The sequence below is a fragment of the Streptomyces sp. NPDC059499 genome (genome assembly GCF_042749285.1).
Taxonomy (GTDB): Bacteria; Actinomycetota; Actinomycetes; order Streptomycetales; family Streptomycetaceae; genus Streptomyces.
This window is the reverse complement of record NZ_JBHYTT010000004.1, coordinates 92,157-108,786: the sequence shown is the minus strand read 5'-3', so window position 1 is coordinate 108,786 and position 16,630 is coordinate 92,157. Positions and strand designations below refer to the sequence as shown.

The 16,630-nt window shown below is 70.6% G+C and carries 12 protein-coding genes; 3 read left to right on the top strand and 9 right to left on the bottom strand.

Going from position 1 to position 16,630, the window contains the following annotated elements; all coding sequences use genetic code 11:
• Window positions 1-7: 7 nt before the first annotated feature.
• From ACFW9O_RS12315 to ACFW9O_RS12290, 6 genes are all read right to left on the bottom strand, one after another.
• A complete protein-coding gene (locus tag ACFW9O_RS12315) occupies window positions 8-1,795 on the bottom strand; it encodes an ABC transporter ATP-binding protein (RefSeq protein ID WP_384608060.1) in 1,788 nt (595 codons plus the stop codon).
• 46 nt (window positions 1,796-1,841) lie between these two features.
• A complete protein-coding gene (locus tag ACFW9O_RS12310; protein ID WP_351167339.1) occupies window positions 1,842-2,891 on the bottom strand; it encodes an iron-siderophore ABC transporter substrate-binding protein in 1,050 nt (349 codons plus the stop codon).
• 116 nt (window positions 2,892-3,007) lie between these two features.
• A complete protein-coding gene (locus ACFW9O_RS12305) occupies window positions 3,008-3,847 on the bottom strand; it encodes an ABC transporter ATP-binding protein (protein ID WP_351167337.1) in 840 nt (279 codons plus the stop codon).
• Between the two features lie 61 nt (window positions 3,848-3,908).
• Window positions 3,909-4,970 (bottom strand): FecCD family ABC transporter permease, encoded by a 1,062-nt coding sequence (locus tag ACFW9O_RS12300; RefSeq protein ID WP_384608056.1) that lies wholly within the window; start codon window positions 4,968-4,970, stop codon window positions 3,909-3,911.
• Entirely contained in the window at window positions 4,967-6,025 is a 1,059-nt protein-coding gene (locus ACFW9O_RS12295; RefSeq protein WP_384608053.1) for a FecCD family ABC transporter permease, read from the bottom strand. The genes ACFW9O_RS12300 and ACFW9O_RS12295 overlap by 4 nt, the downstream gene beginning before the upstream one ends.
• An 87-nt stretch (window positions 6,026-6,112) precedes the next feature.
• A complete protein-coding gene (locus tag ACFW9O_RS12290) occupies window positions 6,113-7,468 on the bottom strand; it encodes a lysine N(6)-hydroxylase/L-ornithine N(5)-oxygenase family protein (protein ID WP_384608050.1) in 1,356 nt (451 codons plus the stop codon).
• Window positions 7,469-7,717: 249 nt separating this feature from the next.
• Between ACFW9O_RS12290 and ACFW9O_RS12285 the strand changes: the two genes are divergently transcribed.
• Entirely contained in the window at window positions 7,718-8,665 is a 948-nt protein-coding gene (locus ACFW9O_RS12285) for a methionyl-tRNA formyltransferase (protein ID WP_384608047.1), read from the top strand.
• A gap of 525 nt (window positions 8,666-9,190) precedes the next feature.
• Here ACFW9O_RS12285 and ACFW9O_RS12280 read toward each other — a convergent pair.
• Window positions 9,191-10,807: a family 20 glycosylhydrolase gene (locus ACFW9O_RS12280; RefSeq protein WP_384608044.1), complete on the bottom strand. Its 1,617-nt coding sequence runs from the start codon at window positions 10,805-10,807 to the stop codon at window positions 9,191-9,193.
• A gap of 191 nt (window positions 10,808-10,998) precedes the next feature.
• Here ACFW9O_RS12280 and ACFW9O_RS12275 point away from each other — a divergent pair, with 191 nt between their 5' ends.
• Window positions 10,999-12,318 (top strand): glycoside hydrolase family 1 protein, encoded by a 1,320-nt coding sequence (locus tag ACFW9O_RS12275; protein WP_384608041.1) that lies wholly within the window; start codon window positions 10,999-11,001, stop codon window positions 12,316-12,318.
• A 10-nt stretch (window positions 12,319-12,328) separates the two neighbouring features.
• Complete coding sequence (locus ACFW9O_RS12270) at window positions 12,329-12,922, top strand: TetR/AcrR family transcriptional regulator (protein WP_384608038.1); 594 nt, start codon at window positions 12,329-12,331, stop codon at window positions 12,920-12,922.
• Window positions 12,923-13,018: 96 nt separating this feature from the next.
• On the opposite strand, the gene ACFW9O_RS12265 is transcribed toward ACFW9O_RS12270, so the two are convergent.
• Both ACFW9O_RS12265 and ACFW9O_RS12260 read right to left on the bottom strand, forming a co-directional pair.
• Window positions 13,019-14,251, bottom strand: a complete 1,233-nt coding sequence (locus ACFW9O_RS12265) for a serine hydrolase domain-containing protein (RefSeq protein ID WP_384608035.1) — start codon at window positions 14,249-14,251, stop codon at window positions 13,019-13,021.
• 1 nt (window position 14,252) lies between these two features.
• Window positions 14,253-16,574, bottom strand: a complete 2,322-nt coding sequence (locus ACFW9O_RS12260) for a glycoside hydrolase family 3 C-terminal domain-containing protein (protein WP_384608032.1) — start codon at window positions 16,572-16,574, stop codon at window positions 14,253-14,255.
• Window positions 16,575-16,630 lie beyond the last annotated feature (56 nt).

Here is a 16,630-nt window from a genome sequence, read left to right as displayed (position 1 = left end):
GGCTTGCCTAACTACCTTCACGCCATGCCTGCCACAGGCGGGCATAGCGGCCGCCGAGAGCCACCAACTCCTCGTGCGTTCCCTGCTCCACCACGCGCCCGGCATCCAGTACCGCTATCCGGTCCGCCGCCATCGCCTGGGTCAGCCGGTGCGCCACGAACAGCGTGGTCCGGCCCGAGCACGCGGCCAGCACGGCCCGCTCCAGCTCCGCCGCACCCTCGCTGCCCGCCTCCGCGGTCGACTCGTCGAGCACCACCACGGGGGCCCGGCCCAACACCAGCCGGGCCAGGGCCACCTGGGCGACCTTGGTCACATCCAGGCGCTCACCGCCCTCGCCGACCATGCCGTGCAGCCCGTCGGGCAGCGCCTCGACCCAACCGCCGGCGCCGACGGTGCGCAGCGCCTCCATCAGTTCCGCGTCGGTCGCCTCCGGCGCGGACAGCCGCAGATCGTCGGCGAGCGAACCGGAGAACACGTGCGTCTCCTGCGTCAGGATGCTCACCAGGGCACGTGCCCCCGCCTCGTCCGTACCGGCCAGGTCGTTCGACCCGATGCGCACCGATCCGGCCTGCGGAGTCCCGATGCCCGCGATCAGCGCGGCCAGGGTCGACTTGCCCGCGCCCGTCGCCCCCACCAGTGCGAGCGAACCACCGGCCGGGATCGTCAGGCTGACGTCCCGTAGGACGGGATCCTCGGTGTCGGGATAGGTGAAGGTCAGGCCCTCCACCGTCACCGGGTACGGCGCGGCCTCCGCCGGTGCGACGGTGGTGTCACCGACCAGCCGTTCGTCCGCGGCCTCACCCAGCACCCCGACCAGCCGGGTCAGGCTGGCGCCCGACTTCTGCGCCTCGTCGAAGGTGAACATGATGGCGCCCAGCGGCGTGAACAGCCGGTGGAACATCAGCGGAGCCGCCGACACCTCGCCCAGGCTGGCCATATCGGCCTCGAGCAGGGCGTACCCCACCACGAGGATGAGGACCAGACCGATGAACTCGGCACGGTTCTCCCGGCCGACGAACCGGCCGAAGAACCGGAACACCTCGATGCCGAGATTCCGCACCCGCCAGGACTCACTGGTGACCTTCTCGCGGAAGGCGCCCTCCAGGCGGTACGCCCGGACGGTGTCGATCCCGTTCAGGCCGCTGATCAACGCCTGCGCACGGTCCGCCTGTGCGGCCCGTTGCTTGCGGTAGAGCGGGGCGGAGCGGGGGAGGTACCAGCGCAGGGCCAGCGCGTACGCGGGCAGTGCGCCGGCACCCGCGAGGCCGAGCCGCCAGTCCAGTCCGAACATTCCGGCCGTGGCGATGGCGACCAGCACTCCGGCCGAGAAGACCGTGGGGATGGCCGACCGGATGCCCCTGGACAGCACGGCCACGTCGTCACCGACCCGGGAGAGCACATCTCCCCGGCCGACCTGTTCGACGCGCGCGCTCGGCATCCCGAGCACCGCCCGGACGGCACCTTCCCGCAGCCGCGCGAGCAGATCCGCGCCCAGCCGCCCGATCAGGTACGTCGACGCCGCGGTGGCCGCCGCGCCGAACACCGCGGCGGCCACCATCAACGCCCCGATCCTGACCAGGACCGAGCGGGACTCACCTGCTACCACCCCGTCGACCACTTGGCCGAGCAGCAGCACAGGAAGCACCTGGAGCGCCGCCCCCGCCACCGTGGTGAACACGGTGGCGGCGGTCAGCCAAGGCAACTCGCGGCAGTGCGCCGCTACCCATCGGGTGCCCTCGCGTCCGGTCGCCGTGCGCAGGGTCGCCGGTGCGACGCGTGTATCGGTGACACTCACGCGCGGACCGATTCGGGCCGGGGGCCGGTCAGGTTGACCACCATCTCTACTCGACCGACTTGACGAGCTCGTCGACCCCGTACGGCATGGACAGCAGGGTGCCCTGGGACAGCGCCGCGCCGACCGCCGGACCCTCACTGTCCAGCAGGTACGAGACCTTGCCGGCCTTGACCGCGGACAGGTTGTTGAACAGCTCGAACTTCTTCAGCGCTTCCGTGTCCGCCTTGTCGTTGATGACGACGATGCGGTCGACGTCGATCAGGTCGACGCGCTCCGGGGACAGCGCGGTGGAGAACTGGCCGTCGGCGATCTTGTCGATCTCCGTCGCACCCTTGTAGCCGATGCCCGTCAGCAGCCGGCCGCGCACGTCGGTGGTGGTGAAGGCCGAGATCGAGTCCTTGTACCAGGACACGGCGACAGCGGTCTCCTTGCCGAACTGCGGGTGGGCCTCACGGGCCGTGTCGAGCTGGCCCTGGATGCTCTTGACCATCGCGGTGCCCTCGGCCTCCTTGCCGAGCGCCTTGGCGATGTGGACCGCGTTGTCCTGCCACGGTGCGCTGAAGAGGTCCTTCTCACCCTTGGTGCGGCCCACCGTGGGAGCGATCTTGGAGAGCTTGTCGTAGGCGGCCTGGTCGACCTCGGAGTAGACCGCGAGGATCAGGTCCGGCCGCAGGGAGGCGATCTTCTCGAAGTTGGGGCCCGCGTCGCCGTTCTTCATGACGACCTCGGGGCGGGCGTCGCCCCACTTGTCCTTCACCCAGGGCCACTGGGTGTTGATGTCGGGGGACTGGCCCGCCGGGTTCGGGTACTGGTCGACCATGCCGACCGGCTTGATGCCGAACGCCAGGACGGTCTGATCGTCCGTGTAGCCGACGGTGACGACCCGCTTGGGGGCCTTCTCGACCTTCGTGGATCCGAACGCGTGCTCCACGGTGACCGGGAACACGCCGGAGGCGGCAGCCGGAGCCTTGTCAGTCTTCTTGTCCGGCGTGTCGGAACCACATCCGGCGAGAAGACCGACGCCGAGCGTCGCGGCGGAAACGACGGCGGCCAACCGCCGCCAGGACTTCGTAACCGTCGTTCTATGGAGGAGCATCCGGGAATCCCTTGCTTTCGCGCTGTCCGCGTGCCCCCGTCTAAGGGCAGCCAAACCTTATCCTGCGCTGGTGAGGTTAGCCTAGCCTAACTGGAGCTATTTCCCTTACCCGGCCCTCAGTTGAACTGGACGTGCGTCCGGCCGACCGGAACGATGAGCGGCCGGTCACCCACCGGGTCCTCGATCACCATGGCGCGCAGTCCGAACGCCTCGTGCAGCAGCTCGGCCGTGATCACGTCGCGCGGGTGACCCTGCGCGAGGATCGAACCCTCTTTCATCACGATGAGGTTGTCGCTGTACCGCGTGGCCAGATTGAGGTCGTGCAGCACCATGACCACCGTGCATCCCGATTCGTGCAGGTCGTCCACCAGGTCGAGCACGTCGATCGCGTGCGCCAGGTCCAGGTACGTGGTCGGCTCGTCCAGCAGCAGCAGGTCGGTGCCCTGGGCCAGCGTCATCGATATCCACACGCGCTGACGCTGTCCGCCGGACAGCGAGTCGACCGGACGGTCCGCCAGTTCGGACACCCCGGTCATGGCCAGCGCGCGTTCCACGACGTCGGCGTCGTCCGACGACCACTGCCGCAGCCAGCTCTGGTGCGGATGACGCCCCCTGGCGACCAGATCGGACACGGTCAGCCCCTCCGGCGCCACCGGCGCCTGCGGCAGCAGACCGAGCTTCTTCGCCACGTCCCTGGACCTGAGTCGGGCGATGTCCGCACCGTCCAGCACGACGGTTCCGCCGGTCGGCTTGAGCAGCCGCGTCAGGGTGCGCAACAGGGTCGACTTCCCGCAGCCGTTGGGGCCGATGATCGTGGTGATCACCCCTGTCGGGATCGTCACGTCGAGGCCGTCGATGACGGTCCGGCTGCCGTACCCGACCGTGACGCCCCTGGCTGCCAGCCGTGCGACGTCATCGACGCCGGACTCGATCTCGGTGATGTACTGAGCGGCCACAAGTCCCCCTGTAGTCAAGCTGTGGTCAAGATTGCCTGGATTGCCGAAGCCTTCGCGTGCTCTATCTGAGGTTCGCGCGCACCAGCAGGTACACGAGGAACGGGCCGCCGACCGCGGCGGTGACCACGCCGACGGGGAGAGTGATCGGCAGTGCCGTACGTGCGAAGAGGTCGGCACCGATCAGCAGCAGCGCCCCCACCATGCCGGAGGCCACCATCGGCGGGGTCGGGTACCTCGCCAGACGCATCGCCACCTGCGGTGCCACCAGCGCGACGAACGGAACGGGACCGGCCGCGCTCACCGCCACAGCGGCCAGCAGAACCGCGCACAGCAGGAGGACCGCTCGCACCCACGAGTACCGGACGCCGAGACCCGCGGCGATCTCGTCGCCGAGGTGCATCGGCTTGAACTGGAACGCGACGCATGCCACCGCCGCCAGCAGGACGAGCGTTCCCCAGAGCGCGACTTCGACCTCGTCCCAGGACCGGTTGTCCAGCGAGCCGACCAGCCACGTCTGGGCCCTTGCCACGTCCCTGATGTCGGCCGAGACGAGCAGCCAGGTCGTGATCGCCTCCATCGCGGCGCTCACCGAGATGCCGATGAGGATGAGCCGGAAGCCGTCGATCCCGCGCCGCCACGCCAGGAAGTACACGAGCAGACCCGTACCGAGGCCGCCGGCGAGCGCCGCGGCGGACAGGCCCACGGAGTTGACGACCGCCGCGGCGGTCCCGCCCGACACCGTCACCAGGAACACCGCGACCGCGCTGGCGCCCCCGGTGATTCCCAGAATGTCCGGACTGGCCAGCGGATTGCGCGCGATGGACTGCGTGATCGCCCCGGACACTCCCAGGGCGATGCCCACGACGAGCCCGGCCAGGGCCCGCGGCATCCGCAGATCCATGATGATGAACTCGTCGAACTGCTCGCCCCTGCCGAGGATCGTGGCGATCACCCGGGAGAGGCCGATGGGGAAGTCCCCGATGCTGACGGACAGGCAGAACACCAGGAAGGTCGCCGTCATCAGCAGCAGCGTGACGCACAGGAGCCAGGGCCGCCATACGAACGACACGTGGCCCAAGCGTACGCCCGGCGCCATCGACGGCTTCACATCGGTCACATTCATGCGTTCCTGAACTTTCCTCGCCACACCAGGGCCGCGAAGAACGGGGCACCGAGGAGGGCGACGACGACTCCCGCGTCCAGCTCACCCGGCCGCACGACCAAACGGCCCACGATGTCACAGACCAGCAGGACGACGGCCCCGAGCAGACCCGCGTACGGCACCAGCCAGCGATAGTCCGGACCGGTCAGGTACCGGGCCACGTGGGCCACCATGAGTCCGAGGAACGCGATGGGTCCGCACGCCGCCGTCGCCGCGCCCGCCAGCAGGGTGATCGCGACGATGCCGACGGTCCGGCTCAGGGCGATGTTCACACCGAGCCCCCGCGCCACGTCGTCGCCCAGGTTGAGCAGGTTGAGGGTGGGCAGCTGGGTCAGGGCCAGCACCAGTCCGACCGCGATGAACGCGGTCACCGGCCAGATGACGTCGAATCCGACACCGGCCACGGAGCCGGCGTTCCAGAACCGCAGCGCGTTCAGCGACTCCCTGTCCGACAGCGCGACCGCCGTGGTCATCGCCGCGAGGAAGACCGTGACCCCCTGCCCGGCCAGTGCGAGCGTCAGGGGGTTGCCCGCCCCACGGCCGATGCTCGACAGCCCGAACACGACGACGCCGGCGACGGCGGCACCCAGGAAGGCGAACCAGACGTACTGGAACGGATTGGAGAACCCGAACAGCGCGATCACCGTCACGACGGCGAACGAGGCTCCGGAGTTCACCCCCAGCAGGCCCGTGTCGGCGATGGGGTTGCGCGTGTACCCCTGGATCAGCGCCCCGCCGACCCCCAGGGCGACGCCCGCCACGACGGCGAGCACCGTCCGGGGTATCCGCACGGTCTCCACGATGAGCCTGATCTCGGTGAGCCGCTGGTCGGAGTCCGGCGCGGCGAACAGCCCGTGCCACACCTCGCCAGGACTCAACGCGCGCGCCCCGACGGCCAACGACATCACCCCCACGGCCAGGAGGATCACCACGAGCGTGGCCAAACCCACAACCCGGCGCCGGCGGGCTTGCGTTGCTCCCCCGGTCGCGGGGCGCTCAACTGCAGTCGTGCTCATGTCGACGTACGCTATCCCTTTGATCCACTGGGGAGGCGCGGTGGTCGCTCACCCCGCGCCTCGGCCCCGATCCCCCGCGACTGCGGGCTAGCGGACTGTGCTGCCGGCTCCGTCGGCGACCGGCCTGGCCTCGTCGGAAGCGGACTTGACGCCCCGGTCGAGCAGCGAGTCCAGGATCTCGCCGACCCGGATCGCGGTGTTGGACAGCAGGGACGACGTGATGCCGTGCGTGTGCTCCGTGCCGCCCTGCAGGTAGATGCCGCAGCGCAGGTCGGAGTCGGTCGCTATGCGGTAGTCGCGCTCGACGCGGACACGGCCCTCGTCGTCGCGGAGGCAGCGGTCCGCGACGTCGCCCAGGAGTCCGAGCGGGTCGACGGGGCTGTAGCCGGTGGCGAACACCACGATGTCGGCGTCGAGCTCGCTCTCCTCGCCCGTGACGAGGGACTTCACGGTGGACCGGACCTTCTCCGGCGTCTCCTCGACGCCGGTGAGCCGGGACACGTTGACGAAGCGCAGCCGCTCGGTGCCGAGGACCTTCTCCTGGTACGCCTGGCGGTACAGGTCGTCGATCAGGTCGATGTCCACGACGGCGTAGTTGGTGTTGCCGTGGTAGTCCATCAGCTTGCGCTTGGTCTCGTCGGGCGCCGTGAAGTACTGGTCGACCGCCTCGGGATCGAAGATCCGGTTGGCGAAGCTGCTGTCGTCGGCGGGGCTGTAGCCGTAGCGCGAGAAGACCGCGCAGATCTCGGCCTCGGGGAAGACGCGGTGCAGGTAGGCGACGTTCTCGGCGGCGCTCTGCCCGGCACCCACGACGACGAACCGGGAGGGCGAGGTGCCCTCCAGCCCGGCGACCTTCGCCAGCAGGTCGGAGTTGTGCCAGACGCGGTCGCCGCGCTCGACGCCCTCCGGCATGAGGGGACGCAGCCCGGTGCCGATGACGAGGTTGCGGGCCCGGTGGACCTCGAGCCCCTCCCCGGACCGGACGGTCACGTCCACGTACTCCACGGTGCCTTCACGGACGACGGGGGTGACCCCGACGACCTCGTTGCCGTAGGAGACCATGTCGTCGACCTGGGCCGCGGCCCACTCGAAGTAGTCGTGGAACTCGACCCGCAGCGGGAAGAGGTTCTTGTGGTTGATGAAGTCGACCAGCCGACCCTTGCTCTTCAGATAGCAGAGGAAGCTGAACTCACTGGTCGGGTTCCGGAGCGTCACCAGGTCCTTGAGGAAGGACACCTGCATGGTCGCGTCGTCGATCAGCATGCCGCGGTGCCAGCCGAAGCGTGGCTGCTGCTCGAAGAAGTGAGCGCTGACCGCCTCCTGTGAGCCGGCGCGTGCGTTGTGCTCGCTGATCGCGATCGCCATGGCCACATTGGACGGGCCGAAGCCGATGCCAATGAGGTCGTGGACCGGTGTTACGTCGCCAGGAAGAACCTGTGACATGTCACTCCCATCGTGCGGGGAAGCCGCCTGTCAGGCGTGGGGGAAGGTACGGGATGTGAGCACGCCGACGAAGCGGCCCGCTGGAATTTAGGTAAGCCTAAGCTAATCCTTTGGAGCTGTCGATAGGGCACGCCGGAGGGGCGGTCGCAGGAGCTCCCGCCAACTACGGCTGCACACCATCGCGTTGCATACTAAGGTAAGGCTTGCTTTACTGGCCAACGACCAGTCCCTACCCTGAGGAGAAAACCCATGCGGGTTGTCATGTTCGGATACCAGACCTGGGGGCACCGCACCCTGCAAGCTCTCCTGGACTCCGAGCACGACGTGGTGCTGGTCGTGACACACCCCAAGAGTGAGCACGCGTACGAGAAGATCTGGAGCGACTCGGTCGCCGACCTCGCCGAGGAGCACGGCGTCCCGGTCCTGATCCGCAACCGGCCTGACGACGAGGAACTGTTCGAGAGCCTCAAGGCGGCCGAGCCGGACATCATCGTCGCCAACAACTGGCGCACCTGGATCCCCCCGCGCATCTTCGGCCTCCCCCGGTACGGAACGCTGAACGTCCACGACTCGCTGCTGCCGAAGTACGCCGGCTTCTCCCCGCTGATCTGGGCCCTCATCAACGGCGAGCCCGAGGTGGGCGTCACCGCGCACATGATGGACGACGAACTGGACGCCGGGGACATCGTCCGCCAGGAGGCGGTTCCCGTCGGGCCGACGGACACCGCCACCGACCTGTTCCACAAGACCGTCGACCTCATCGGTCCGGTGACCACCGGCGCACTCGCGCTGATCGCGTCCGGGCAGACGGAGTTCACCAAGCAGGACCGCTCCCTGGCGACCTTCTTCCACAAGCGCTCCGCCGAGGACATCCGCATCGACTGGAACTGGCCGGCGGAGGACCTCGAACGTCTGGTCCGGGCCCAGTCCGAGCCGTACCCCAGCGCCTACGCCTTCCACAAGGGCAAGCGGCTCGAGGTGCTCGCCGCAGTGGTGTCCGAGGGCCGCTACGGCGGTACGCCCGGCCGGATCTTCTACCGCGAGGGCGAGGGCGTGGTCATCGTCGCCGGAGCCGACGCCCGCACGGGCCGCAACCACGGTCTGGCCGTCACACGCGTACGGACCGAGGACGGCCGGGAGTTGCCCGCGACGGAGTACTTCACCAACATGGGCGGTTACCTGACCAGCCGCCCCTGACGCGCCCGCCCCACCACGGTCCGGGCCGAAGGGCAGCACCGCCCGGACGTCACCCTTCCCGCCGGTGCCCATCGGCGCGCAGAAGCGCGGCACCGAACGGGGTGAGGGTGTGCAGGACGGAATGGGTGTACCGGTGACTGACGATCAGCCCGGCCTCGCGCAGCGTGCTGGCCGGCCGTCGCCGAGACTCCTACGGTGCGGGCGAGTTCGCCCGTGGTGGCTCCGGCGGCGGTTGCCCGCAGGCAGCGGCCCTGGTGCGGCCACGAAGGGCGGCCAGGGTCGCGTCGACCGCGAGGTCTCCCGGTAACTCCGTACGGTGCGCCTCGTGGTTGAGCCCGTACATGAGCACGGGTTCCAGGGTCGCCCGAGACCCTGGAGCATCCCCTCGGTTCCGTGCTCGACCACGGCGCGGTCTCGTGCGTACCGCTCTGCTTCGCTACGGGCCTGGACACTGGCGCCGTACGGAGCGACCGCCGTCGTGGGGCCGCCGCCCGCGAACATCGGCGCGTGACCGCGTCCCGGCTGTCAGGCCTCGTCCGTGACGTGCGCGTCTTCCCAGGGAATCTCCGTCGAGGCGAGGTACGTGAGCCCACGCTGCCGCCAGAGGCGTGCGTGGCCGGCGAGCCGGACGCGGTGGTCCTCCCACCTGGGCGTCCGGCCGTTCCATGCGGCCGCCGCGACAGAGGGCAGGCGGGGCAGCAGCAGGAAGGTCACATCGTCGATCCCTTCGGCCGTCTCGCTGAAGACCGTCGCCTCGACACCGGCTACGCGGTCCTCGGGGATCTCGTAGGAGGCGGGGTCCCAGGTGGCGGTGTGCTGGACATCGAGGGGCCGGTAGGCGGGGAACCCGAGGCGTGCGGCGGCCGAAGCCTGTGTGGGCGGGACGAACTCGGAGGCGTAGGCGCGGTCCAGGTAGAGGTGGGACTGCGGGGACAGGATCACGCGGCCGCCGCCTTCGAGGATGCGGGCGAGGTCGTGGTCGCTGGGGGCGAAGAACTTCTTGAGCGCTGCGATCAGCTCGGGGGTGTGGCCCGCCGCGAGCAGTTCGGGGCGGGAGGCAAGCTCCTCCGAGGTGTCCGGCAGATCCATCATCGGCACATCCACCCAGAACTGGGCGATGTCGTCCGGGCCGATGCCGGCGCGTGAGGACTCCTGCCAGCCCAGCGGGCGCTTTCCCGACTCCCGTACCAGCGACCGCAGTTCCCGGACCGCGTGCGCGAAGCTGTCCTGGGTCATCCCGACTGCCTCGTCGCCGCCGATGTGCACGAACGGTCCCTCGGTCATGCGGCACACGTCGGCGAGGACCGAGGCCACGGCCTCCCTGGTGTCCCGGTCCGCGAGGTCGAGCGGAGGGACGAACGGGAAGCGGCCCCTCAGGCCTTCTGGCGCCGGTGCGTCCGGAAGTCCGGGCAGCGCCTCGCGCAGGGTGGCGCAGTGGCCCGGCAGGTCGATCTCGGGAACGATCGTCACGAAGCGTTCGGCGGCATACCTCTGGAGGGCGCGGTAGTCCTCGGCCGTGTAGAAGTCGCGCGGGGCGCCGTCCGGTCCGGTCCCGGTGAGTTCGGGGGTTCCGGGGATCTCGAGGCGCCAGCCCTCGTTGTCCGTCAGGTGCAGGTGCAGGACGTTGAGCTTGTAGAGCGCCGCCAGGTCGATGATGCGGCGCACCTCGCCGGGCGTGAGGTGGTTGCGTGCCGGGTCGATCAGGAGGCCGCGCCAGGCGTAGCGGGGCGCGTCCTCCATCTCCTGGCAGGCAATCGGGCCCGGCGAGGTGGCGATCAGTTGGACGGCCGTGACCGCGGCCCGGAACACCCCCGTGGGGGTGGCCGCGAGACAGGAGATGCCGGACCCGGTGACCGTGAGGCGGTAGGACTCGTCGACGGGTTCGGCGGCGCCGCAGGGGGCGACGCCCACCGTCCTGCCGTGCGGCCGGAGGGTTTCGTCGAGAGCGAGCGTCAGGACGGCGGGCACGGAGGCGGCGTGTTCACGGGCACCCGAGTGGGGTTCGAGCAGGGCCTGGACGGTTCTGGCCAGCGTGGTGAGGCGGTCGTCCGCCGCGTGGATCCGCCAAGGCCCCGCGGGGTGCGGGCCCTGGCCGGCGGCGGCCGTGACCTGCCGCTCGGGCTGGGGAATGACCGCGTCCATGCTCTCCTCCACCGGCTGCGCTGTATGGGCGTGCAGACCGGGCCTCCCGGGTGGTGCGCCGAGGCAGTTGCCTCTTCCTGCAGGCCAGGTACGCCCTGTACGCTAACACGAAAACCGATCAATGAACGCTTTTCACGGAGCGGGGCGCAGCCTTCCGCCATGCCCCTCTCCGATGCGGAAGGAGCTCCCCTATGACGCCCCCGACCGGGCCAGGACTAGTACTCCCGGAAGGCTTCCTACTGGGCGCCTCCACCTCCGCCCACCAGGTCGAGGGGAACAATGTCTCCAGCGACTGGTGGGCCATCGAGAACCGGCCCGGCACGTTCGTGGCCGAGCGCAGCGGAGACGCGGCCGACAGCTTCCACCGCTGGCGCGAGGACATGGACCTGCTCAGCGAACTGGGCTTCAACGCCTACCGGTTCAGCATCGAGTGGGCCCGCATCGAACCAGAGCGCGGACAGATTTCCCGCGCGGCCGTCGCGCACTACCGCAACATGGTGCGCGGAGCCCTGGAGCGCGGCCTGACCCCGCTGGTGACACTGCATCACTTCACCTCCCCGCGCTGGTTCAGCGCCCTCGGCGGCTGGACCTCGCCCGAATCGACGGACCTGTTCGCCTCGTACGCGGGCGTCGCGACGGAAATTCTTCTGCCGGGCGTCCGTCACGTGGCCACCATCAACGAACCGAACATGATCGCGCTGATGCACACCCTGCTCCGAGGGCGCGGCCTCGCGGCGGCCGACAGCGAGGGCCGGCCGTCGAGCGGCGAGGAGACCGGCATCACGGTCGACCCGGGCTCGGTGGAACCGGACGCTCCCGTCACCCGGGCGCTGATACGTGCCCACCGCGCCGCCACCGCCGTCCTGAAGGCCGCGGACCCCACGCTCCAGGTGGGGTGGACGGTCGCCAACCAGGCATACCAGGCCGAACCCGGCGCGGCGGCGGCCATGGCGGCGTACGCCCGGCCACGTGAGGACGTCTTTCTGGAGGCCGCACGCGAGGACGACTGGATCGGCGTCCAGGCGTACACCCGCCACCGGATCGGGAGCGACGGTCCGCTGCCCGTCCCGCAGGGCGTTCCCACCACCCTGACCGGCTGGGAGGTCTACCCCGAGGCGCTCGGCGAAGCCGTGCGGCACACCGCGGACGTCGTCGGCCCGCACGTCCCGGTCCTGGTCACGGAGAACGGCATCGCCACTGCCGACGACGACCAGCGCATCGCGTACACCACCGCGGCCCTGGCGAGCCTCGCCTCGGCGATGCGGGACGGGATCGACGTCCGCGGCTATCTGCACTGGAGCGCCCTGGACAACTACGAATGGGGCTCCTACCGGCCGACGTTCGGCCTGATCGCCGTCGACCCGGAGACCTTCACCCGTACCCCCAAGCCGTCCGCCGGATGGCTCGGCTCACTGGCCCGGTCCGGCCGCATTCCCGACGGAAACGACGGACCCGATGGACACGACGGACTCCCGGCGGCCGGATCCGCCCCTGTCCGCAGTGCCGGTTAGGCTGCTGCGCATGGCGAAACGGGGCCCGTACGAAAAGGGCGAGGCGAAGCGCACCGAGATCCTTCAGGCAGCCCTGGAGATCTTCGCCACCGAGGGGTACCGCGGTACATCACTGCGCAAGGTGGCCGCCAAGTGCAGTCTCAGCCTGCCCGGCCTGATGCACTACTTCAGTTCCAAGGAGGATCTGCTCACCCAGGTCCTCCGGATGCGCGACGAGACCGCCCGGGCGCGCCAGGACGAGCGCACCAGCCCCGAGAGTTATCGCGAGATCATCCGGGAGGGTGCCAAGACCCCGGGGCTGGTGGAGCTGTTCGTCTCCATGGCGGCGGCGGCCGGCGACCCGGAACATCCGGCGCACGCGCACTTCGCGGAGCGCTATCCGGTTCTGCGTGAGCGGGTCGCCGGCTTCGTCCAGAAGCGGATGGACGAGGGGCGGATGAGCACGGAGATCCCCGCCGAGCGGCTGGCGGTCCTGCTGCTCGCGGTGGCCGACGGTATCCAGCTGCAGTGGCTCATCGACCGTACGACGGACATGGAGCAGCCGATCGACGACATCATGCGGTTGCTCACCCTCGACACGGAGAGCGCGGGCCCCGACCGCTGAGGCCCGGGCCGAGCAGAGAGGAGCGGGGGCGCCGGCGGCCATCGCCGGTGCCCCCGCTCCCCCGCTCCCCCGTCGTCGGGTACCCCTGCGCCGGTGTCAGGCCGTGGCGGGGATACCCGCCGCTTCCCTGACGGCCGCCGTCCACGGCATCCAACGAGGATCGGGGCCGGCCGACGGCTCCCAGGACATCTCCGTGCAGACGTAGCCGACGGCGAGCCCGCTCTCCGGATGGGCCATGCCGAGGCGGCCGCCCGCACCGGCGTGCCCGAAGGAGCCGTCGCCCAGCAGGGGTTCCCCTGGGCGGGGCAGCTCGAATCCGAGCCCGAAGCGTGAGCGGTCGGGACCGTCGAACCGGTGCAGGGGCGCGGGCTGCGGCAGATGGTCGGTGTGCGGAGTCCGTGCCAGGTCCAGGGTCCGCCGCGACAGCAGCCGTACCCCGTCGACGCGGCCGATGAGCGCGGCGTACAGCCGTGAGAGCGAACGGGCGTTCCCGATGCCGCCCGCGGCCGGAATCTCGGCGGACCGCCCCTCCGTGCCGCCCAACGCCTTGGTGACGCGGGCGAGTTCGGCGGCCGAGGCACGCAGTGCGGTGGCGAGCGGATGGTCCGTGGCCAGGCCGAGAGAGCTGACGGCTGCCGCGATCCGCTCGGCGCCGGGCGGCGGACCGGAGGTCTGCGGCACGAAGCGGTGTTCCTCCCCGGCCGGCAGACCGATCCACAGGTCCAGGTCCAGCGGCCCGGCCACCCGGTGGGCGAACAGCCGGCCGATGCTCGTCCCCGTCACCCGGCGGACGACCTCTCCGATCAGATGCCCGTAGGTCAGTGCGTGGTAGAGGTACGCCGACCCGGGTTGCCAGACGGGCTCCATCGCCGCGAGGGCGCGCACCCGCGCCCCGCCGTCGAGCAGGCCGGGCAGCGACGTCCCCTCGGGAGCGGCGGTGAACGCGGGGAGTCCTGCCCGGTGGGCGAGCAGGTCGGCGACCGTGGTGTCCGCCTTTCCCGCGGCCGCGAACTCCGGCCAGTAGCGGGCGACCGGTGCGTTCAGGTCCAGGACTCCGCGCTCGCTCAGCAGATGCGCGCAGACGGCGACCAGGGCTTTGGAGACCGACATCAGGACGCCGACGGAGTCCGGCCCGAACGGACGGCGAGCCGTGCCCTGTAAGCCCGTGGCCGCCGTGCCCGTGGACCACAGGTCCACAACGAGCAGGCCCCGGTGATGCACAGCCAGCTGCGCGTGACCGGGATCGTGCGCCTGACCGTGCGCGAAGGCGTCCCGCACCGCCTCCCAGCCCGGCCTCACGCTGCCGTCGACCGTCGGACGTCCTGTCATCTCACGCGCTCCCGGGAGGGGTGCCGGCGGCGGCCAGCGCCGTCAGTTCGGCAACCCCTGCGGGGCCAACGGGACTCTGGGGGAACTCGGCGATCACATCGAGGGGCATCCCGGCGAGGAACCGCGCCATCGTCGGGTCCTCCATGGCGCCGCCGGCCGCCCCCGCCCCGGCCCGCGCCGCCAGGAACCTCTCCATCAGCAGCGGGCCTCCGACCGGGTGGTTCAGCCATTCGGCGATCGTGCTGCGGCCGCTCAGCGCGACGTCCGAGGGGTCGCCCTCCACCTCGATCAGGGCCGACTGCCGGATGTCGCGGGAGGACGAGCCGGCCTCGATGCCGTATGCGCCGCCCTCGACCCGCCACCTGCCCTCGCGTGCGCTGTAGTGGGCGAGTTCCCCACGCGGCACCTCGACGACCACCTCGCGGCTCTCGCCGGGGGCGAGGGACACCGACGCGAAGCCGCGCAGTTCCCTCGGGGGGCGGGCTACCGACGATCCGGCAGGGCCGCTGCTGTAGATCTGGACGACTTCGCGTCCGGGGCACCTGCCCGTGTTGGTGACGGTGACGGCCACGGAGAAGGCGTCCCCAACCGGTACGACACGCAGACCGCTGTACGCGAAGGTCGTGTACGACAGCCCGTGGCCGAAGGGGAAGGCGACGACACGGGCCGCGGAGTCGTAGCCCCGGTATCCGACGAAGACGCCCTCGCCGTAGCGGACGTGCCCTTCCTCTCCGGGGAAGGAGAGGTGGCTCGGCGAGTCCTCCAGACGCAGCGGGACGGTCTCGGCCAGCTTGCCGGACGGGTTGACGGCACCGAAGAGCACCCGGGCCAGCGCGCCGCCCCCCGCCTGGCCGAGCAGCCATCCCTCGACAAGGGCGGGCACGGTGTCGTGCCAGGGGGCCGTGCGCACCACCCCGCCGTTGGAGAGCACGACCACGACGCGCGGATTCGCCGCGACGAGGCGTTCGAGCAGCCGCAGTTGGTCGTCCGGCAGGTCGATGTGGTCGCGGTCGAAGCCCTCGGACTCCTCGGCCGCCGACAGGCCCAGGAAGACGACCACGGTGTCGCAGGCAGCCGCCAGGCGCACGGCTTCCTCGCCCAGAGCCTCGGCCGTCCCCGCCGCCGAAGCGTCCGCCGCGCCACCGGGGACCGTGTAGCCGGGGGCGAAACGCACATGTGCCCCGTCGGACAGTTCGCGCAGGAGGTCCAGCGGTGCGTCGAGCCTGGTCGGTGTGACCTGGGAGCTGCCCGCGCCCTGGTAGCGCGGGGTGCGTGCCTGCTCGCCGATGACGGCCACGCTCCCGCCCGACCTGTCGAGCGGCAGGACGTCCCCTTCGTTCTTGAGGAGTACGACGCACCTGTCGGCGGCTTCCCCCGCGAGGAGGTGGTGCTCGTCGACCGACATCCGGGGGCCGGCGAGCTCGGCACCGGTCACCCGGCGGGCGAAGCGGGCCAGTCGTTCGACGGAGGTGTCCAGAACCGATTCGTCGAGCTCTCCCGCCTTCACCGCGGCGACGACCTCGGCGTCGGTGCGCCCGTGCGTGCCCGGCATCTGGAGGTCGAGTCCGGCGCGGAGAGCGGCGACCCGGTCGCGTACGGCGCCCCAGTCGGACATCACGATGCCGTCGAAGCCCCATTCCGTGCGCAGGATGTCGGTGAGCAGCCGGGTGTTCTCGGACAGGGGCGTGCCGTTGACCGCGTTGTAGGAGCACATGACCGACCAGGGGCGGTCACGGCGGACGATGCGTTCGAAGGCGCGCAGATAGATCTCGCGCAGCGGGCGCTCGTCGATGTCGGCGCTGACGCGCATGCGGTCGGTTTCCTGGTTGTTCGCCGCGAAGTGCTTGAGTGCCGCCCCGACGCCCGACTCCTGGAGTCCCCGCACCATGGCGCCGCCCAGCTCGGCCGTGAGCAGCGGGTCCTCGGAGAAGTACTCGAAGTTCCGTCCGCACAGCGGAGACCGCTTGATGTTGATGCCGGGGCCGAGGAGGACCCGGACCCCGTGCGCGGTCGCCTCGTCGGCGAGCGCACCGGCCACGCGGTGGGCCAGCTCCGGGTCCCAGCTGCTGCCGAGCGCCACGGCGGGCGGGTAGCAGGTGGCCGGGGCGGCGCTGTGCAGATCCACCTGGCCCCCGTCCCCGCTCTCCTTCGGGAGCCGCAGCCCGTGCGGGCCGTCGGACATGGTGACCGCGGGGATGCCCGCCTCCGGTGCGGCCTCGGTGACGAAGTCACCGGCGCCACTGGTCAGGGACGCCTTCTCGGTGAGGGAGAGCCGCGGGGCGGCCTGTTCCACACCCGGGCGAGGCGGGGTCTGCTGGGTCATGCGGCACCTAACGGGTCGGGGCGGGAGAGGCGGCGGGTGCGGCGGCCGGGTCGGTC